We start from the raw sequence: 19,701 nt of genomic DNA, 5'->3' as shown, positions 1-19,701 counted from the left end.
AAGGGTAAATATAAAGATGATTACATCAGTGCTTATAGCCATCATCGTAATAGCATTGTTTTTTGAGTTTACAAATGGTTTTCATGATGCAGCAAATGTGGTTGCAACACCCATTGCAACAAAATCATTAACACCTTATCAAGCAATTGGATTAGCAGCCTTTTTTAATTTTTTAGGTGCTTTTTTTGGAACAGCTGTTGCTGCAACAATATCAAAAGGTTTAGTTGATACAAGTGTTGTTACAGATATTGTTTTAATATCAGCGCTACTTGGTGCAATTAGTTGGAACTTCTTTACTTGGAGCTTTGGTATTCCATCAAGCTCATCACATGCTTTGATAGGATCATTGGTTGGTGCGGTGATTATTAGCGCTAGTTATCAAGATGTTAATTATGTTACTGTAGTTCATAAAGTACTGATTCCAATGGTAAGCTCACCTATTATGGCATTCTTTTTAGCTTTGATAATATGTATTATCTTGCTGAATATTTTCATGCGATTTTTTATGGTTAGAACTACAAATAAATACATAAGAGAAATGCAGGTACTATCTACTAGTTTATTGTCTTTTTCTCATGGTTCTAATGATGCTCAGAAAACAATGTCAATAATAACACTTGCGCTACTAAGTGCAGGAGTTGTGCAAACTACACAGGTTCCTAATTGGGTTATCGTTTTATGTGGTGTTGCGATGGGCTTAGGAACGCTATCAGGAGGTAAAAAGATAATTAAGACTCTAAGTGCAAAGTTATCAAAACTAGAGCCTGTTAATGCTGTTTCTGCAGAGCTAAGCTCTGGTATATTAGTTTTGGGTGCTTCACATATAGGTTTGCCAGTTAGTACTACTCAAGTCGCATCAGGTTCTATTATGGGTGCAGGATATGCTGATGCTGGTGTAAATTGGAAAGTTGTTAAAAAGATGGCAACAGCTTGGGTTTTGACAATCCCTGCTTGTATAGTTGTTACTAGTGTTATATACACGATTCTTTTTAAAATTTTTGGATCTTTCTAAGAGCTAATTACTATAAATATCTTTTTTTAATAAATAAAAAGCCTATAATTCAAAGCAATTAAACTTACTACCTAATTACTTAAATGCAAACAAAGATCAATAAGTTTATGGTTTATCTTCACTGGACTACAGTTATCTTGATATTACTAGCTTTTTTATCAATAGAGTTTAGAAGTATGTTTGGTAAATATTCATTATTTCATGATGTTATGAAAACATCTCATTTATATATTGGTTTTTTGATTCTGTTTATCACTATTCTAAGGTTAGCTATAAGAAGGTTTGTAAGTTTTCCATTTATAGGGCAACGACTTGAGTATAATAAATTTAGGACTATAGTAGCTAATTTGGTACACACATTTTTATATTTTTGGTTAATTACTATGCCAATATTAGGTTGGTGCTTGATAAGTGCAAAAGGAACCTATGTTATTCCTTTCGGTTTACCAGCAATTACAGATGTACTCTCAAGAGACAGTGTAGTCAGACTCAAAGAAATCCATGAAGTTTTTGCATATATTGGGTTAGCTGTAATATTTATTCATGCAATAGTAGCAATTACAGAGTATTATATCATTCGTACTAGAAGAGCTTAAAATCTACTGATATTGGACTTGTATCTTTTTGATACCTTCTCTAACAATTTTTAGAAGTTCGTCTTTATATTTAGAGTGCTTGTATATAAGTATCAAATGAGACTCTAAAGGAAAATCTATTTCAAAGCCCTCTATTTTGACAACATCCTCACATTCCTTAAGGACGGCATCATAATAAAATTTTGGCATAAAGCCAATAGTATTTTCACTCATTAATAAGTTAGCTTTTTGGATCTCGTTATCAACCGTAAACTTAATTTTATCAAGATTAAATTTGTAACTTTTATTATCATGTTTAAATTCATTTATGCTTTGCGAAAAGTCATATCTGTTAAATACTAGAGGAGCATCAAGAACTTTCTCTGGGTTATTATGCAACCCTTTTACAAACTCTTTATTTCCATACAAATGTGCAGGTAATTTCACAGCATCTACAGAGGTACAAACTATCCAGTCATCTAAATCAAGAAATTCAAGATGCTTATTAAATATCTGTATAACATTGTATGAATCAAACTGAAATTGACTGCCATTAATATTATCTACTAGATAACTATCTAGAGAAAAGTTAAATGCATCATTATTAATTTGTTGTATCTGTGGTAATGCTAGATCAATTATTATCTTGATAAATAATGGCGTACCAAGAACCTTGATAGATTGACGCTGTCTAAAACCACTTTGTTTAACATTATGAATAGTGTTTTCAAGTTCTGTAACAATTTTGTTACAAGAATGAAAATATTTCATACCATCACTAGTTGGAGATATACGGTTTTGTACATTTCGAATAAGTTTTAAATCTAGGTATTTTTCTAAAGCATCTATTTTATTTTTTATAGTGTTTAGCTCTACAGAGTAGCACTTTTTAACTGAACTATAAGATCCTAATTCCACTAATTTAAGAAAGTAACGCGTCGCTTCAATTATATCTTTGTTAATACCACTCATTTTATTAATAAGTTTATCAGTCCTATCATTATAATATCACTATGAGAAGTATTACAAAAGCACTAAAAGAATGTAACAAAGTTATCAATGGACTCTCTTTGTGTACGATAGTTATTTACAGCTGCGTTAATATCTTCATAGCCAATTGCTATACCACATAGTAAAGTATAATCATCAAATCCTTGTAGTTCTTTTTTGACTATATCTGGATAGTGTCCTAAAGATGCTTGTGGACATGTGGCAAGTCCTAGGTCAACAGCAGCTAATAATATTGATTGGATAAGCATTCCGCAGTCCATATAGCCACTAATCCCTGTATTGGGATGTTTAAATATAAATATAGCTGAAGGTGAATCAAATGATAAATAGTTTTTTTTCCATTGTTCGATACGTCTTTCTTTATCCTCTCTAGCGATACCTAGAGCATTGTATAAATCATGGCCACATTTAACAGCACGTTCTTTGAGTTCTCCTTCTAATGGACTATTACCATCATACCCATACTCCATTCTTGGAGGTTCTCGATTATCACAGGCAGATAGTATTTTATTCATTAACTCTTTCTTCTTTTTGCCACTTACTATAGCAATTTTCCATGGCTGAGTGTTTTTACTTGACGGTGTCCATCTTACGGCATCAAAAAGTTTTTCTAGAGTCTCTTTATTTATAGGTTTATCAAGAAACTCTCTGACACACTTACGATTTTTAACAGCTTGTAATGTTTGCATAAATTCTGCCCGTTACAAATTTATATTTATATCTGTATTGATAATACTTTATTTTTTGTGTCCACACAAAGTCAAACCTACTAGCTAGTATAAGTAATAAGTACTTGACAAGTAATAGTCTTATTTGTATATTATCTGACTCTCTATTTTTGAGTCTGGATGAAATAGTAGTTTTAATAAAAAAGGAGGGTAAATATGAAATTAGCGCAAGTATTTGCAAAAAAAGTTTCTTTAGCTAAAACTCTTAGTACGAAGCCTGAAGGTTTTCAAGCTACCACAAAGAGTGCTGAAGAAAAGAAAATTAAAAAATGATTTTTACTATCAAAGCTATATAATAGTTTCTAAACACTAGAAAAGGAGATAAGAAAGTGTTTACGAAGAAAATGGCTTTCACGTATTTTATTACGATTATATTGATTTTTAATTCTGGCTGGATTGACAGTATAGTTCTTTACAACTCTTTTGGTGCCAGTGTGGCGGTCATGTCTGGTAACTTGAGGATTTTAGGACATAGTATCGCTGGATCTGACTGGGTATTCATGTACAAGGTAGCAATACTCGTTTTTGGCTTTATAGTTGGCGCTGCGATTAATGGTGTCATTATGAAAACAGATGCTTATGTTATCTCAGAGGATCATACTAAGACACTAGTCCTACAAAGTGCAGTAATGCTTACAGGTACTTTATTGATAGATATCTTTAGTAATCATCGTGTTATTGATGATTTATTTTTGGCTATGGCAATGGGTATGCAGAATAGTTTCACTACGCTGTTTTTTGGAGGTTTTGCTCGAACAACTCATATGACAGGTACAACTACTGACTTGGGTATTGAAATTGGTAGAGCTTTACGAGGCAAAACAGATAATTTATGGAAAATACCATTTTTTGCTGTATGTATGACAATGTTTGTAGTTGGTAATGCTGTAGGTGTGATTTGGGTTGAGATTACAGGAGAGTATTTTACTTTGATGCTTTTCCCTTCAGTTATATTACCAATTTTTGTAGGTATCGTGATTCTACTAACCTACAATATGAAGGTTAAAAATCATAGTCTTTAGTTTAATGTTGGTAGTAAATCAAAAGAGCTCAGAATCTGTAGAGCAATAATTGCAATTGCAATAAGCACTACTAATATAGCTATTATAGAAGAACTAGCTAGAGCTTTTTGCTTACGATAGTTGATAACCCATAGCATCATAACAGGTAAAGCAACTTGAAGTACAGCAACAAAAATACTTGCATAGCCAAGAGCTGTTTTAAAGCCATCTGGATAGGCGATCGCATAAATATAAGCTGGTAAGAATGTTATCACAAAGGCAAGGATTTTATGTTTGTGTAAATTCTCAGCTATTTTATAAGTATTTCTATTAAAATCAAAAAGTCCTAGCGCAACTCCAAGAAAAGATGTTGCTAAGGCAAAGAATCCAAATAGGAAGGATATTGTCGAGATATATCCAGAACTAGTACTGAAGTGATCAATAATAACGGATGTAATTTCACCAGATTGCTTACCTAAGATGCCAGTAGGTGTTGCAACAGGAAGTGACCCAAGAGTAGCAAAAATCCATAATAGATAAACGATCAATGGTATTGTGCTACCAATTATAATAGCTTGGCGTAGAGATCTTCTATTTGATCCTACATAGGTTCTCAACGTAGGGATTATATGATGAAATCCAAATGAGGTTAGAAGTATTGGAAATGCTGCCCAAATAAAATTAGGATTTTTGATCTGATAACTTAGATGATCAACGGAAATGTGTGGGATAAGAACCGCAACTAGTAGTAAAAATGCTAAAAGCTTGCCTGTAAACATGATTTTGTTTACATGATCAACTAACCTTGTGCTGATATATATAAAAACTCCTAATATCAGTATGAAGATAATACCAGTGAATTTCTCTGATATATTGAAACCAAGACTTCCTAGGGTTGTTGAAATTAAATATCCGCCACCGACAGTATATGCAGCTACTAGGGAATACAGTAATAAGATATAACAAATCCAAACTACACCAACTCCAACAGGACCTAAGGTCTGTTTTGTCATTTCTACAAAATTAGCGCCATCTTCCATTTTTAGGTTAACTTCTGCCAATATTAGAGCTGTAAAAGTCATCAAAGCCCAGATACAAATAATTAAAATAGAGCCTATAAAAAAGCCACAGCTCGCTACAGTTGCAGGAATTGCTAACATTCCAGCACCAATACATGTGCCGGATATAATCATTGCTGCGCCAAATTTTCTTGATAAAAACATATTAGATTGTATAAAAAACTGGAATTTTAAATCCCAACTCTACCATTTAAAGCTTATAATATATTTATTATAGCCGATAACATTGTTATTTCTACAAAATGGATAGTATGAAGGATAAAATTAGGCAAGCTTTAGTTGAGCTTGATATTCAAGCGACAGAGGAGCAGATTGAACAATGGCTAGAGTATCTAAAACTTCTTGAGAAATGGAATAAGGTTTATAATATGACTGCTATTAAGGAGATTGACGATATGTTAGTTAAGCACTTATTTGATAGTCTCGCTGTAGCTAAGTATATCAAAGGTAGCTCAACTGTCGATGTTGGTACTGGAGGAGGTTTGCCAGGAGTTGTTTTGGCGATACTATATCCGCAACATCAGTTTACTCTGGTTGATAGTGTTGGCAAAAAAATAATGTTTCTCAAAAATGTCAAAAAAAGCTTGGGCTTGGATAACATTAATCCATTAAATATACGCATTGAAAACTTAGATGGTAGCTTTGATAATATTATCTCGCGTGCATTTAGCTCAGTTGATACATTTTATGAATTATGTAAGCATTTCTTAACTAAAGATAATCAAATGCTAGCCATGAAAGGTCCAGATCTTGAGGAGCAGAACTTAGTATCTTTGCCGCTGGATATTGAAAAGCATAGCATAAAAGTTCCTTTCTTGAATGCTGAGAGAAACCTTATTGTAATGAGAAAAAAATAATGATTGATAAAGAATTTATTCAAAGCTCATATAGTAGTATCATCAAAAATATAGACTCAAAGGCTAGGCTATTAGCTGTCAGTAAGTATCAGTCTATCGACAAAATAGAATATTTAGCAAGTCTTGGGCAATTAGATTTTGGTGAGAATTATTTTCAAGAATTAGAGCAGAAAGCTCAGCAATTACCAAATCTAAAATGGCACTTTATTGGTTCACTGCAATCACGTAAGATAAAGCATATTGTTAAGTATGCTGATTCAATTCAAAGTGTAGAGAAAATAGAACATCTTGAGAAAATAAGTAAAGCTGCTATTAATGAAAATAAGCATATAGATGTTTTCTTACAAATAAATATAGATGATGATGTCAGTAAATCTGGTTTTAAATCAATTCAGTTAGATGATGTTATTGAAGCTATAGTTAAAGCGAAAAAATTCAGTAATCTAAAGGTGGTTGGACTAATGTGTATACCTGCAAAATCAGACTCTCCAGAAAAGAGCTTTGCAAAAATGAAGGTATTTTTTGACACTATTAATGCTAGTTTAGCTTATGAGTTAAAATTATCGAGACTGTCAATGGGAATGAGCGCTGATTATAAATTAGCTATACAGTATGGCAGTACAGATGTTAGGATAGGAAGTAGCCTTTTTGGTATTAGAGAAGCCTAGTTTATTATTTTCTTTATATATTTAGAAAGTAGTCTTTTATATATCTCATTAATTATTAAAACTATAAATACAGCTACAAATGTTTCAAAGGCTCTGTCTAGTGCTATTGTGTATGGGGTTGCTGACGATAAGGTGATTATATCCCAACTAATAATCATGCATGAAATAAAAAGAGCCAATAGTAGATAATATGATATAGAACAGTTAACTAAGAAAAAAAGAACCAGAAGTAGAGCTATTTGTAAATAGTAATGATTTTTTAATGGAATCATTACTATCGCGATTATGAGAGGGCCTAGTATATTAGCAAAACCTCTTTTAAGTGCAGTTATCTTTACTTTTTCATAAGAGTAGCCAAGAACTAAAACTATAGTCATCATAATCCACCATGGATTAGTATTTGGTAGGTATATGGTCATAAATTTCGTTACCAAGTATCCTATAGCAAGTGACGCAAGAGCAATAATCATCACATGATGATACTTATCTTGAATCCTCTCGCGGTTAGAGTATGGCTGATCTCTATATAGCAGTATATTTATCAAAGCATAATAGAATACAAGTAATACAATTACTACTATTACACAAATTAGAGTTATACCTATACTTACATGGCTATATCCGAAAGCACTTGAAACATATCCAATAAAACAAAACTTCGTAAGTATCTCTGGCATTATTCTAAACTTTGTTGGTAGATAAAAAGTCAAGCCGCCCATTATGAGTGTACAAAAAGGTACAACTATAGGTAATTGTGATACAACAGTTCCAATAATCATAGCTGCACTTATAGATATAATAGCGATAACAATATATAGATAACTTTTTCTATATACTCCATGGATTGAAGCTGCACATAAGGCTGTAATACCTACTAGACTATTAACAAAAACTTTAGGTAGAAGAAGATAGCTTATGAGACCGACTAGTCCTAATAATATAGTTAATAAAAAAGACTCTATAATTATTTTTTCACGCACTATTAGCTTTAATGTTGCTTGTGATTTCATTGTTGTTATCTCATTAGAAAAGTATTATAAGGATAATTGATATAATAAAAGATATAAATACACATTTTCTTATATCAAGTGAAAATTTGACTATTCATAACAAGTTTTACAAACTCTTTAACTTTGGGTTGAACAAACTTGTTTTTAGGATAGTAAATATAGATATCTTGTTGATCTAAAAATTCATCTTTGAGTAGTTCTACAAGTTTACCATTTTGTATTTCATCTTTTACAATATATTCATGAAACTGAGCGATTCCTAGATCATTTAAGACACATTCCTTTATAAATTCAATATTATTTGCGGATAGTTCAAAAGGTAGTGTTTGAGGATTTAAATTGTTTTTTTTGATATTTACAAGAGCTGTAGTTCTAGACTTATGAAGAATATACTTATGGTTTGCTAGATCAGATAGGTTGGAGGGGATACTATTATGTTGCAAATATACTGGGCTTGCACATAATATATATCTTGTTGTAGCTATTTTACGAGCAATAATATCCTCAGGAGGAGTCCAATTAACTCCAAGAATTATATCCGTTTCTTGAGTTTTAAAATTAGGCATTCTCTCTTCAATATTTACTTCAATTTTCACCTTACTAAATCTCTTGGAGTATTCTTTGATAAGACCTATTAGAACACTCTTGGCAAAAAATGAGGAAGTATTTATCTTTAGGGTGCCGGATGGCTCGCTATGAAAAGATTCTGCTAAATCACGAATATTTTCAATTTCATTTTGTAGTGTTTTACAATACTCAAATAAAAGCTTACCTTCATGTGTCAATGAAAGTCTACGTGTTGTTCTAATCAGTAAATCAACTTTGAGCTCTTTTTCTAACTGTTTAATACTATGACTTATAGCAGCTTTTGTTATACCAAGAGCATTTGCGGTATTTGTGAAACTTCCATAAGTTACTAATTTATAAAAAATTTCAAAAAGATTTATAGGTATATTTTTCTTATTCTTGATTGTCAAATTTTGCTAAACATAAGTTTACTAATGGCAATATTGTAAAATATATTTTTTGATTTACTATAGCCATAGTCAAATTTTTAATAAAAAAGGATTAGTTATGAAAAACTATAAAGTCGTACTTCTGCTTAGTTATATAAGTATCGCAAGTGCTTCTGCTGTGATTATAAACCCAGCGTTACCTAATATTGCGAAAGACTTTGGTTTGTCGACTGGTGCAGTCGAATGGTTGGTAAGTGTTTTTCTTATAGGATATGTTGTAGGTCAGATAATATATGCTCCGATTGCAAAGAAGTATGGTGATGTTGTAACCCTAAAAGTGGGGATGATAATAAATATTGTTGGTGTACTAATTTGTCTATTGGCTTCTTCAATGGCAATGTTGCTTGTAGGGAGATTTGTAACAGCTATAGGAGCATCTGCGGGATTGGTATGTACTTTTATTATATTAAATAACTCAGTTGTTGCTGATAAAGCTAAATTAGCTTTATCTTTTGCAACTTTATCATTCGCAATATCAATAACGCTAGCTACATTAATAGGAGGTTTTATTAATGCTTATACTCATTGGTATTATTGTTTCTATTTGTTGCTATTGCATGCTGTAATAATGTTTGTAACCACCTTCTTGTATGAAAATAAAAAAGATTTTGATTTTAATTTAAATGTATCAGCAATTATTGATGGTTATAAAAATGCTTTTAGTAGTTTTAAATTAGTAGTATTTGCATTGACGCTAGGTGTTATGACTGTTTTTAGTTATTGTTATTCTGCAGCTGGACCCTTTATAGCGCATAATATGTTTAATCTAAATAGTGCTCAGTATAGCTTGTGGACTTCGATGACTATCATAGGTATAGTACTAGGGTCATTATTAGTTGCTAAAATAATAAACAAACATGATACTCGTAAGATACTTATTGTTGCATTAATCTGTTTTGTGGTGTCGGTTGTAGTTATGGCATGGTTAAAAATTGCTAATCAAATGACGCCGTTAATATTTTTTGTATTAATAACTTTGATGTATTTTGTATGCAATTTTATATATCCTACAGCATCATATCTTGCTTCAACTGCAATTGAATGTAAGTCAAACGCATCTGCAGCGATGAACTTTATAAATATGCTAACAGCTGTTGTAGCAGTTTCTATAATGGGTTATATACCGTTTGAATACATTTGGAACTTTTTGTTGATGTGTACAATACTACCAATTATTTGTTTTGTGTTAATAATTTGTAATAAATTCTAAAAATAATAATCTTTGCAAATATTTGGTTAAATTTCTTCTTAGGGGACTAAGATTAGTATTTATTTATTCAAAGCTAGTGGCAGTAAAGCTTTGAACTATTTTATCTTTTTCTAAAATAACAACACTCTTGGCTGGTATGCTTATTTTATTATAATTCTTAGTAACATTAGCAAAATTAGCAATTACTATAATACCATTTGAGAACTCTGTAGATTGGAGCAATCTATCATTACTTAAGTATTTAAAGTTAGTCATTTTCTGTTGTACTAAAATTTTATGCCACTTTGACCAGACTGGTAGATATTTACTCAAAAGATCTTTCTGTTGTATCCAAGCTTTTCTATCCAAATGTAGCAATGGTGAGTAGTTATATAAGAAGGTCTTTAAGATATTGTCTTTTATCTGAGACGGGAATTTAAATGTTGCGTATTCCCAGTGATCAGAAGTGATGATGCTATTGTTATAAACCATCTGATAAAGAGGGACTTCAAAAATAGGGTTATAATATATATAACTCAGAAGAGGCTTTAGAAGTGTTGGTTTACCGTATCTAGGAGGAATACTTGATGCAGACCAGTAGCTTCCCATATAGTATTTAGATTTTTTATTTTGGCGCATATCTTTATCCCAAATCCCTTGAGAAACTAGACCTTGACCAAAAGCAGCTACAGGAGCAATATAATCTTTACCATCTTCAGTACCAACTACTAAATTATAATGTTCAGCCGCCCACTTAAAATAAGCTATTTTATTTTGGGCATCTTGGGCTTGAGACATTGGATGTTTGCTAGAGAAGTCATTATATAGAGCGCCGGCACCATCGCTATCAAAGAACCATGAGTTAAATTTTGCATTATATATGTTTATATCTTTATTTAAACGTCGTTTGACTTGTGGCATTGCATATGAAGAATTTAACTCATGTTGACCACTCAAGAATCCTTGTAAATATTCACCATTTTGTTTAATTATAGCAGCATCCTTAAATAGATTTTCTTTTGTATCAAAAAAAGCCGTTGGCATACTATCTGGATTTTTTTCTATCAATGAATTATATGAATCATAAGGAGCAATAAGATATCCATCCTGTTTGGCTTGTTCAATAACATTGGTATGATAAATACCATCAGCTACATCATTTAGGCCTAACCAAGCATTTTTTAGACCAATATCTTTGAGTTGATTTATCATCCATATCGATACTCCATTACCCCATTGATCAACTGGATTTATATAATTAGAATAAACGGATTGAATTAGGTTTTTATTAAGCTCGACAGTGTTTGATGGTGTTCTTGGCTCGGTTAGTAATCTAGTAGCTGTAGAATTTAGTTTAATAGACTCGAACTCTTTTTTATTCCATAAGTTAGGATCTTTTACTAATAATTTAAGTGCATTGTCAACATCTGCTTTTAAAGATGTATAAATCCATTTTTGGTTGGCAAATTCTTCTAGAGCTTTATTGGAATGCTCTTTTAGTATTTTATTAAAATATTTTGTGGGATTATCTGTTTTACTCGCGAGCTGTTGTTTAACAAACTGCTGAAATTCTTCCCAGTTTATATTTGTTTCTCCAATTAGTTCATCTCCCCATAAATAGATAAATGGGGCACCGTAGAGCTTTGTAATCTCTGGAACTATTTTGGCTTTTTCTGAAAGTGTTACAAATTCACCTTGATCTATTTTGTGTTGACGATATGTATTTGCAATCACTACAGGATTATTCTCAAGTATTTTAATTGTAAATCCAAAAGATTTATCTTCATTTAGGATATTAAAAGTATGTTTAAAATGTAACGATAAATTTTGCTTCCCTGTAAACCAGAAAGAATTATCAAAAATATTATTAATTTGGTAGTAAATCGCAGACTTGCCAAATCCAGCTGTCAAAAATTGCATTGATAAGCCGGCAGTTTCAACTAGAGGGGCTTTTTCACTAGTAGTAGATGTTAGATATTTTATCCATTTCTCATCATTCGTTGGAATATCCCATCCTTCTAACATCGGTAGTAGAAAAGATTTTGATCTACTAATAATAGGGAATATGATAGTTTTATTTTTCAATCTAGTTAATTTCTGATTATTTGTGAAGTTAACATTTAATCCACTGTTATCTAGTTTAAATTCGATATTAATATTATCACGTATAAAATCTAACTCGTTTTTACTTTGAGCTGTTATTTTAACGTCTTGTTTTGTTTGTGCAGAAGAAATAGGAAACTCTAAAGAGTTTTGTTTGAGGTCTACTTTCAAGGTTGCGGGATCAATAAGAAAACAATTATTTTGCTCACAAAGATTTATAGTGTTAGAAAAAGCTGTAGTTGATATAAGTAGTGTTGAGATGACTATATATTTTAGATTCATTACTAAGAAAAACTTATTTTGTATTTATTTTAATGTTATATATGAAACCATTGAACATAGCTAATATTTATAGCATGTATTTATTGGGGTTTTAGATTAATTTGAAATACTATCTATTAGACTAGCTATCAAAAATCTAATATAGTAAAATTTTCTTTAATAGGTAACCTTAGTGAAAGTCATGACTTCTTTAGACAAGATTAATAGTTATTTTGAAAGTAGCATCCAAGCAAAAATTGAAACTGCTAATGTCCTGCCTCCAGCTATTGCACAGGCAGCAAATGCTATGGTGTCTTGCCTAGAAAATGGTGGTAAGATCTTGGTGTGTGGCAATGGTGGTTCAGCTGCTATAGCTCAGCATTTTACATCTAAGTTATTGAATCATTTTGATATGGAAAGACCCCCTCTTCCTGCGATAGCTTTAACAGCAGATGTTGCAACTATTACAGCAATAGGAGATCACTATGGTTTTGCCCAGATTTTCTCCAAACAGGTAGCAGCACTAGGCAATGAAGATGATATATTATTAGTTATCTCAGCAAATGGAGATTCACAAAATATCATAAATGCTGTTGAAGAAGCACATGATCTTGATATGAAAGTTGTAGCTTTGACTGGTGGAAATGGTGGTAGGCTACAAACCATGTATAATCCTGATGATATTGAGTTAAGAATTCCTACCGATAATGTCGCAAATATTCAAGAGAATCACTTTCTTATAATTCATTGCTTATGTGATATTATAGATCAGAAATTATTTGTAGGCTTAGAAGATTAATATAATGATATTAAAAGCTGTATTAAAGAATTTGTGTATTGTTTCAATTTTGCTGAGTCTATCTGCTTGTGGAGTCTTTATTGAGCCTTACACAGCTCCCGTGCCTCAAGGTAAAGAAATCAAGAATAAAAAGCTTTTTGATATCAAACCTAATATGACTAAAGGAGAGGTTGTTTATATATTAGGTTCTCCAGATATTGTCGATACTTTTAATCCAAATCAGTACATCTATATAAATACATATAAAAAACATATGACGGATACTGATTTTAGTGAGTCAAAACTAATACTAACTTTTAATAACCAGGACAGGCTAGTAGGTATTTCTGGTAACTATGCGCCACCTACTGATGAGCCTGTATTCTAGTTCAAATTTATATATAAGAATATAAGATTATGAAAAAACAAAATAAAACTCGGTATCGGTTTCATTTACGATTACACGATAATCTATAGAGACATCAGAGTCATTACACAAGGATTTCAAGTCAGTCAATAAAATATTTCCTAATAATTTCCTTAGTTCAGGACTTCTATCTGGTAGAATGTCAATCTCAAGTTGAATAAAGCCATCAAAGTTACTAGAACTGTCGCCAACTACATAAGTTATGCATGGGTAGATAAGAGTTCTACATGTATGAATGTCTGTTTTAATCACTTCAACAAGTGTAGAGTGTAGGTTTCTACAAAAGTCATCTAATTTATTCGAGATTTTAATATTATCTGTATAGTGAATTTTAATTGTAGGCATAAAATAACCAATCTTCTGTTAGTACAGAAAATAGTAACATAAAAGAAAGGAATATGTTTATAGAAGAAATTTGATAAAAAGAAATAATTAAGCAGCTGTAGAAAGAGCTTTGATCTTAGCACTTAGACGAGACTTATGTCTAGCAGCTTTGTTCTTATGGATTAGACCTTTAGAAGCGTATTTATCTAAAATAGGAACTACTTTTGCGAAGTTCTCTTTAGCAGCTTCAACATCACCTTTCTCGATCGCATAAGCAGCTTTCTTTAAGAAAGTTCTCATCATAGAACGACGCGCAACGTTGTGTTGACGATTTCTTTCAGCTTGAATAATTCTCTTTTTTGCTTGTTTTGAGTTAGCCAATTTAATTCTCCAGTTTTAATTTTTTAACTTTTTATAACCTTAGGCTTCTCTAGGGGGATACGTGAGAAACACAAATATATAAATTTAATAGCTAAAGTATTTTGCATATATTGTACATTTTTGTCAACTGAATTTGTAATTTTATTAAAGAATATTTAGTTATTTAAATATAGCAATCACTACATTTTAAAGTCATTTTATAGCATAATAGGTATCTAGATTTATTAAATAAAAAATTACTTCTTAGTAGCAACAGAGCTTAAATATTATGAAAAACATCAGAAACTTTTCGATAATTGCACATATTGACCATGGTAAGTCGACTTTGTCAGATAGATTTATACAGGTATGCAATGGTCTTAGTGAGCGTGAAATGAAAGAACAAGTCTTAGACTCGATGGATATAGAAAGAGAGCGTGGAATCACTATCAAGGCACAATCTGTAACTTTAGACTATGTAGCTAGAGATGGTCAAACATATCAGCTTAATTTTATTGATACTCCTGGACATGTTGATTTCTCTTATGAAGTATCGCGATCATTAGCGGCTTGTGAGGGTGCTTTGTTAGTTGTAGATGCAGCTCAAGGTGTAGAAGCTCAGACAGTAGCTAATTGCTATACTGCCATTGAGCAGAATTTAGAGGTTATACCAATTCTAAATAAAATTGACTTACCATCTGCAGAGCCTGATAGGGTTGCAGAAGAGATTGAAGAAATTATTGGTATCGATGCAACTGGAGCAACTACATGTAGCGCTAAGACGGGCATAGGTGTTGAAGATGTTTTAGAAACAATTGTTGCTAAAGTTCCAGCACCAGAGGGCGATGTTAATGCAAAACTACAAGCTTTAATTATAGATTCATGGTTTGATAATTATCTTGGAGTGGTTTCCCTTGTAAGAATCAAAAATGGTACCCTTAAGAAGGGAGAGAAATTTAAGGTTATGTCAACTGGAGTTTCATATCAGGTTGATAGAGTTGGGGTATTTACACCAAAGATGAAAGACCTAGATCATTTAAAAGCCGGTGAGGTTGGTTTTATTGTCGCGGGTATTAAGGATATTCATGGAGCTCCTGTAGGTGATACTTTAACTCATACGCATAATCCAACTGATAAGCCTGTTCCAGGATTTAAAAAAGTCCAGCCACAAGTTTATGCAGGGATGTTTACTATAAGTTCTGATGATTATCCTGATTTTAGAGAAGCTTTGGATAAGCTAAGTTTAAATGACGCCTCATTATTTTTCGAGCCAGAGGTTTCACAAGCTCTAGGTTTTGGCTTTAGGTGTGGTTTCTTGGGTATGCTTCATATGGAGATTATTCAAGAAAGATTAGAGAGAGAATACAACCTTGATTTAATCACTTCAGCTCCAACAGTTGTCTACAAGGCTGTCAAAAAGGATGGTGAAACTATAGATGTTGATAACCCATCAAAATTGCCAGAGCCAGGTGCAATAGCAGAGATACATGAGCCAATTGTGAGAGCGAATATTCTTGTGCCAAAAGATTATGTTGGTAGTGTAATTACAATATGTGTTGAGAAAAGAGGTGTTCAGGTTGACCTTAACTATGTTGGTAGTCAGGTTTCTATAACTTATGATTTACCGATGATTGAAGTGGTATCAGACTTCTTTGATACTCTTAAATCTGTTACAAAGGGTTATGGATCTTTGGACTATGAGTTAATTCGTTATGAAGCAGCAGATATGGTTCGTTTAGATGTACTTATCAATGGCGATAAAGTTGATGCTTTAGCAAGTATTGTGCATAAAGATCAAGCTAAATATAAAGGTAGAGAACTAGTTGAGCGCCTTAAAGAACTAATTCCAAGACAAATGTTTGAAGTTGCTATTCAAGCAGCTATAGGTGGGACTATTGTTGCCAGAAGTACAGTTAAAGCATTGCGTAAGAACGTTTTAGCAAAATGCTATGGTGGTGATGTTTCGCGTAAGAAAAAACTGTTAGAGAAGCAAAAAGAGGGTAAAAAAAGAATGAAGAATATTGGTTCTGTTGAAATTCCTCAAGAAGCTTTCTTGTCAGTTTTGAAGAAGTAATATTTATAATTATTACTATTTGTAGTGACAGATCATTGATCTGTTAACTTATATTAATCTATCTTAAGACAGCACACTGTGCTGTCACTACAGAAAGGTATAGATATTTAAATATGCAAAATAAAAAAATAATAGTAGGTATCTCAGGAGGTGTCGATTCGTCTGTTTCAGCGCTGCTTTTAAAACAGCAAGGCTATGATGTAACCGGTGTATTTATGAAAAACTGGGAAGAAGATGATACTGATGAGTTTTGCTCAGCAGAGCAAGATATTGCTGATGCTCAAGCAGTCTGTGATTCTATTGGTATACCTTTTAAGAAAATAAACTTTGCTGCGGAATACTGGGATAATGTCTTCGAGCATTTCCTTACAGAATATAAAGCGGGTAGAACACCTAATCCAGATATCTTATGTAATAAAGAGATTAAGTTCAAAGCCTTTTTGAGCTATGTACATCTATTAGGGGGCGATTATATCGCTACAGGGCATTATGCTCGTACTAAGGTGGCTGATGATGGTTCGGTACAGTTAGTCAAAGGCCTTGATGATAGTAAGGATCAAACATACTTCTTATATACGCTTGGTCAAGAGCAGTTAAAACAGACGATGTTTCCTATTGGTGATATTGAAAAATCTAGAGTACGTGAGATAGCCAAAGAGAATAATTTGGTAACATTCGATAAAAAAGATAGTACAGGGATATGTTTCATAGGTGAGCGTAAGTTCAAAGATTTTCTATCAAAGTTTTTGCCAGCTCAAAAGGGTGAAATACATGATGAAAATGGTATCAAGATTGGTATGCATGATGGGCTTATGTACTATACGATTGGACAAAGACAGGGTCTTGGTATAGGTGGTGTGAAAAATCGTCCTGAGATACCATGGTTCGCAGCCCAAAAGGATTTAGAAAACAATGTTTTGATTGCTGTTCAGGGTCATGATCATCCAATGTTATTCAAAGATACATTACAGGCTATAGACCTTAGCTGGGTAGCTGGATCTGCTCCAGCAGATAGTTTTAGATGTAGTGCTAAAGTTAGATATAGGCAAAAAGATCAATCTTGTAGCGTAGAGGTAAATAATGATGGTTCAGTTAATGTAGTTTTTGATGAACCACAAAGAGCAATCACTCCAGGACAATCTGTAGTCTTTTATGACAATGATGTTTGTTTAGGAGGGGGTATAATTATCTAGATTTCTATCAATATTTACAGATTATAGATTAATTATTATCACTTGCTAGAGTTGTTTTTTGAGTGTCTGTGACGTCAGCTTGTTTTTCTTGAGTTGGGCTAGGGATAGAGCTACCACTTGTAGTTGTCTCTAATGAACTACCACTATTAGCGATGATATCATCAACATCTTGATCGTGATCTGCTTTTGTAATTAATTCATGATCTAATGTTGCAGCATCACTTGAAATTTCTTGGCGAGTATAGCTAGATTTGCTAGTGGTAGTATCAACTACATCATTCAAATAAACTCCAACTTCTTTTTTAACATCCTTTTGACTCTTCAGAACGTCTCTCTGCATAAATTGTGCTTCATGTACTGTATCAATAGTCATATGTGTATATAAATATTCAGGATCAATAATATAAGGTCTAAGAGAAGTGTTATATTCCTTCTCTAGCTCAGGGAAGTTGACTGTATATGCTACTTTGATACGTTTTCTACCATTACTATCTGTTATTAGCATTGCAACAAGATCAGCATCTATCTTATAGTCTTTTCTGACTAAGTGATATTGTTGTTTTCTATCTAGTACTATTTGTCTAACAGGAGTTGCATATACATTTTCAGTCTTTATTGGTTTACTAACAGTTGTGATCCCTGCTTTTTGAAGCTCTGCCATAGCACGATCACCATAGTTATCTTTAGCCAATCTAAGATCAATTTCAATCATTTTAGCAAGTACTTTTTCTCTAAAATCTCTAGTTTGTTTTAGATCAAATGCAAGACATGTTCCTGTACCATCTTTTTGGAAACAGCCATTTCTCTTATCTATTAGTACAAAAAGCTTTCTAGTTTTATCATAATATAACTGGTAATCAGGAGTATTATCGCCGTGACCTAGATAAACGAATTGGTCATTAGATAACATTCCACATGAGGCAACAGCTAAAATTAATAGTAATAGTGATATTTTACTGAATATTTTACGCATATTTTAAATTCCATGATTTAACAAACAGTTTCAAGACATAATTCTTGCTTAGTGACGCTGAAAAGTAAAGCCTTGATTATAGGAAAATACTAAAAATTAAGCATTGGCATTTTCTTGCATCAATTTTTTATATTTTTTCTCAATCATTTTTCGCTTAAGTGGACCAAGATGATCAAAAAAAGTAACACCGTTTAGATGATCTATTTCATGTTGGATACATCTTGCTAAGAAATCATCTTTTTCAACTTCAATCTCTTGACCAAACTCATTAAGTGCTTTTATCTTAACTCTAGTTGCTCTATTTACCTTAGCAGAAACTCCAGGAAATGATAAGCAACCTTCTTCATCAATTATCTTACCGCTTTGGTCGATTATCTTAGGATTGATGATAGTAATTATCTTAGGAGTCTCACTCTCTAAGTTATCATACATTATAAAAAATCTCTTTTTGATACCAACTTGTATTGCAGCTAATCCTACACCATTTGCTTCTATCATTAATTCAGTCATTTCAGCTATGGTTGCTCGAAAATCATCATCTATCTCTTCTAGTGAGACCTCTTGTGCAATTTCTTTGAGTATAGGATGAGGATATTTTAGAATCTCTAAAGACATATTTTATACTCCTTGTTCTAATATATCTTTTTTCATTTTTGCCATAGTTAGAGCTGCTTGGACACAGTATTTACCTTTGTGCCCCTTTTTACCGCCGACTCTTTCTAATGCTTGTTCTTTGTTGTGTGTAGTTAATATACCAAAGATTACAGGAAGGTTATACTCATGCATAACTTTTTGTGTGCCATAACTTACTTGATCACAAACATAATCATAGTGGTCTGTTTCACCTCTGATTACGCAACCAAGAAGTACAACAGCATCAACTTCGTTAGTCTCTGCTAAAAGTTTAGCAGCATAAGGCAGCTCTACTGCACCAGGAACTTTTTTGATATATATTTGACTATCTTTTAGACCTTGAGCATAAGCTTCTTCTAAGGCTCCTTCAAGCATTTTATCTGTTATTAATGAGTTAAATTCACTTACGACAATAGCTAGTTTTCTCAT

At 32.4% G+C, this 19,701-nt stretch carries 21 protein-coding genes; 10 read left to right on the top strand and 11 right to left on the bottom strand.

Going from position 1 to position 19,701, the window contains the following annotated elements:
- The first annotated feature begins 16 nt into the window (after nucleotides 1–16).
- Both FTPG_RS02115 and FTPG_RS02110 read left to right on the top strand, forming a co-directional pair.
- Nucleotides 17–1,012, top strand: coding sequence for an inorganic phosphate transporter (locus FTPG_RS02115; RefSeq protein ID WP_004286765.1), 996 nt, complete (start codon nucleotides 17–19; stop codon nucleotides 1,010–1,012).
- A gap of 83 nt (nucleotides 1,013–1,095) precedes the next feature.
- On the top strand, nucleotides 1,096–1,608 hold the full coding sequence (locus FTPG_RS02110; protein WP_004286764.1) for a cytochrome b: 513 nt from the start codon (nucleotides 1,096–1,098) through the stop codon (nucleotides 1,606–1,608).
- 3 nt (nucleotides 1,609–1,611) lie between these two features.
- Here FTPG_RS02110 and FTPG_RS02105 read toward each other — a convergent pair whose 3' ends face one another.
- Together FTPG_RS02105 and FTPG_RS02100 are read right to left on the bottom strand one after the other, a co-directional pair.
- Complete coding sequence (locus tag FTPG_RS02105; RefSeq protein ID WP_004286763.1) at nucleotides 1,612–2,559, bottom strand: LysR family transcriptional regulator; 948 nt, start codon at nucleotides 2,557–2,559, stop codon at nucleotides 1,612–1,614.
- Between the two features lie 62 nt (nucleotides 2,560–2,621).
- Nucleotides 2,622–3,287, bottom strand: a complete 666-nt coding sequence (locus tag FTPG_RS02100) for a nitroreductase (protein ID WP_004286762.1) — start codon at nucleotides 3,285–3,287, stop codon at nucleotides 2,622–2,624.
- Nucleotides 3,288–3,655: 368 nt separating this feature from the next.
- Here FTPG_RS02100 and FTPG_RS02095 point away from each other — a divergent pair, with 368 nt between their 5' ends.
- Complete coding sequence (locus FTPG_RS02095) at nucleotides 3,656–4,348, top strand: YoaK family protein (RefSeq protein ID WP_004286761.1); 693 nt, start codon at nucleotides 3,656–3,658, stop codon at nucleotides 4,346–4,348.
- Here FTPG_RS02095 and FTPG_RS02090 read toward each other — a convergent pair.
- Nucleotides 4,345–5,550 (bottom strand): amino acid permease, encoded by a 1,206-nt coding sequence (locus FTPG_RS02090; RefSeq protein ID WP_004286760.1) that lies wholly within the window; start codon nucleotides 5,548–5,550, stop codon nucleotides 4,345–4,347. The genes FTPG_RS02095 and FTPG_RS02090 overlap by 4 nt on opposite strands.
- A gap of 98 nt (nucleotides 5,551–5,648) precedes the next feature.
- On the opposite strand from FTPG_RS02090, the gene rsmG reads away from it, so the two are divergent.
- Nucleotides 5,649–6,263, top strand: coding sequence for a 16S rRNA (guanine(527)-N(7))-methyltransferase RsmG (gene rsmG, locus FTPG_RS02085; RefSeq protein WP_004286759.1), 615 nt, complete (start codon nucleotides 5,649–5,651; stop codon nucleotides 6,261–6,263).
- Nucleotides 6,263–6,931: a YggS family pyridoxal phosphate-dependent enzyme gene (locus tag FTPG_RS02080; RefSeq protein ID WP_004286758.1), complete on the top strand. Its 669-nt coding sequence runs from the start codon at nucleotides 6,263–6,265 to the stop codon at nucleotides 6,929–6,931. The genes rsmG and FTPG_RS02080 overlap by 1 nt, the downstream gene beginning before the upstream one ends.
- Here the strand turns inward: FTPG_RS02080 and FTPG_RS02075 are convergent.
- Both FTPG_RS02075 and FTPG_RS02070 read right to left on the bottom strand, forming a co-directional pair.
- On the bottom strand, nucleotides 6,928–7,941 hold the full coding sequence (locus FTPG_RS02075; protein ID WP_004286757.1) for an FUSC family protein: 1,014 nt from the start codon (nucleotides 7,939–7,941) through the stop codon (nucleotides 6,928–6,930). The two genes, FTPG_RS02080 and FTPG_RS02075, sit on opposite strands and share 4 nt — an antisense overlap.
- Before the next feature lie 74 nt (nucleotides 7,942–8,015).
- Entirely contained in the window at nucleotides 8,016–8,912 is an 897-nt protein-coding gene (locus FTPG_RS02070) for a LysR family transcriptional regulator (protein ID WP_200150471.1), read from the bottom strand.
- Between the two features lie 103 nt (nucleotides 8,913–9,015).
- Between FTPG_RS02070 and FTPG_RS02065 the strand changes: the two genes are divergently transcribed.
- On the top strand, nucleotides 9,016–10,167 hold the full coding sequence (locus tag FTPG_RS02065) for a multidrug effflux MFS transporter (protein WP_004286755.1): 1,152 nt from the start codon (nucleotides 9,016–9,018) through the stop codon (nucleotides 10,165–10,167).
- A gap of 63 nt (nucleotides 10,168–10,230) precedes the next feature.
- Here the strand turns inward: FTPG_RS02065 and FTPG_RS02060 are convergent, their stop codons facing one another.
- The gene (locus tag FTPG_RS02060) at nucleotides 10,231–12,531 is read right to left on the bottom strand and encodes a glycoside hydrolase (protein ID WP_004286754.1); all 2,301 of its coding nucleotides are present in this window, start codon (nucleotides 12,529–12,531) and stop codon (nucleotides 10,231–10,233) included.
- Nucleotides 12,532–12,712: 181 nt separating this feature from the next.
- On the opposite strand from FTPG_RS02060, the gene FTPG_RS02055 reads away from it, so the two are divergent.
- Entirely contained in the window at nucleotides 12,713–13,309 is a 597-nt protein-coding gene (locus tag FTPG_RS02055) for a D-sedoheptulose-7-phosphate isomerase (protein ID WP_004286753.1), read from the top strand.
- Between the two features lie 4 nt (nucleotides 13,310–13,313).
- Nucleotides 13,314–13,676, top strand: coding sequence for an outer membrane protein assembly factor BamE (locus tag FTPG_RS02050; RefSeq protein ID WP_004286752.1), 363 nt, complete (start codon nucleotides 13,314–13,316; stop codon nucleotides 13,674–13,676).
- Between the two features lie 27 nt (nucleotides 13,677–13,703).
- On the opposite strand, the gene FTPG_RS02045 is transcribed toward FTPG_RS02050, so the two are convergent.
- Both FTPG_RS02045 and rpsT read right to left on the bottom strand, forming a co-directional pair.
- Complete coding sequence (locus FTPG_RS02045) at nucleotides 13,704–14,060, bottom strand: tautomerase family protein (protein ID WP_004286751.1); 357 nt, start codon at nucleotides 14,058–14,060, stop codon at nucleotides 13,704–13,706.
- 87 nt (nucleotides 14,061–14,147) lie between these two features.
- Entirely contained in the window at nucleotides 14,148–14,420 is a 273-nt protein-coding gene (rpsT, locus tag FTPG_RS02040) for a 30S ribosomal protein S20 (RefSeq protein WP_004286750.1), read from the bottom strand.
- Nucleotides 14,421–14,688: 268 nt separating this feature from the next.
- On the opposite strand from rpsT, the gene lepA reads away from it, so the two are divergent.
- Both lepA and mnmA read left to right on the top strand, forming a co-directional pair.
- On the top strand, nucleotides 14,689–16,473 hold the full coding sequence (gene lepA, locus FTPG_RS02035; protein WP_004286749.1) for a translation elongation factor 4: 1,785 nt from the start codon (nucleotides 14,689–14,691) through the stop codon (nucleotides 16,471–16,473).
- A gap of 113 nt (nucleotides 16,474–16,586) precedes the next feature.
- Nucleotides 16,587–17,666 (top strand): tRNA 2-thiouridine(34) synthase MnmA, encoded by a 1,080-nt coding sequence (gene mnmA, locus FTPG_RS02030; protein ID WP_004286748.1) that lies wholly within the window; start codon nucleotides 16,587–16,589, stop codon nucleotides 17,664–17,666.
- Nucleotides 17,667–17,694: 28 nt separating this feature from the next.
- On the opposite strand, the gene FTPG_RS02025 is transcribed toward mnmA, so the two are convergent.
- The 3 genes from FTPG_RS02025 to ribH all read right to left on the bottom strand — a co-directional run bounded on the left by FTPG_RS02025 (nucleotide 17,695) and on the right by ribH (nucleotide 19,701).
- Nucleotides 17,695–18,639, bottom strand: a complete 945-nt coding sequence (locus tag FTPG_RS02025) for an FTN_0109 family protein (protein ID WP_004286747.1) — start codon at nucleotides 18,637–18,639, stop codon at nucleotides 17,695–17,697.
- A gap of 96 nt (nucleotides 18,640–18,735) precedes the next feature.
- Entirely contained in the window at nucleotides 18,736–19,254 is a 519-nt protein-coding gene (def, locus tag FTPG_RS02020) for a peptide deformylase (RefSeq protein ID WP_004286746.1), read from the bottom strand.
- 3 nt (nucleotides 19,255–19,257) lie between these two features.
- Entirely contained in the window at nucleotides 19,258–19,701 is a 444-nt protein-coding gene (gene ribH, locus FTPG_RS02015; protein ID WP_004286745.1) for a 6,7-dimethyl-8-ribityllumazine synthase, read from the bottom strand.

It is taken from the genome of Francisella philomiragia subsp. philomiragia ATCC 25015 (genome assembly GCF_000156715.1).
In the GTDB taxonomy this organism is placed as follows: domain Bacteria; phylum Pseudomonadota; class Gammaproteobacteria; order Francisellales; family Francisellaceae; genus Francisella; species Francisella philomiragia.
The sequence above is the reverse complement of the archived record's forward strand: the minus strand, read 5'-3'. Positions and strand labels throughout refer to the sequence as shown.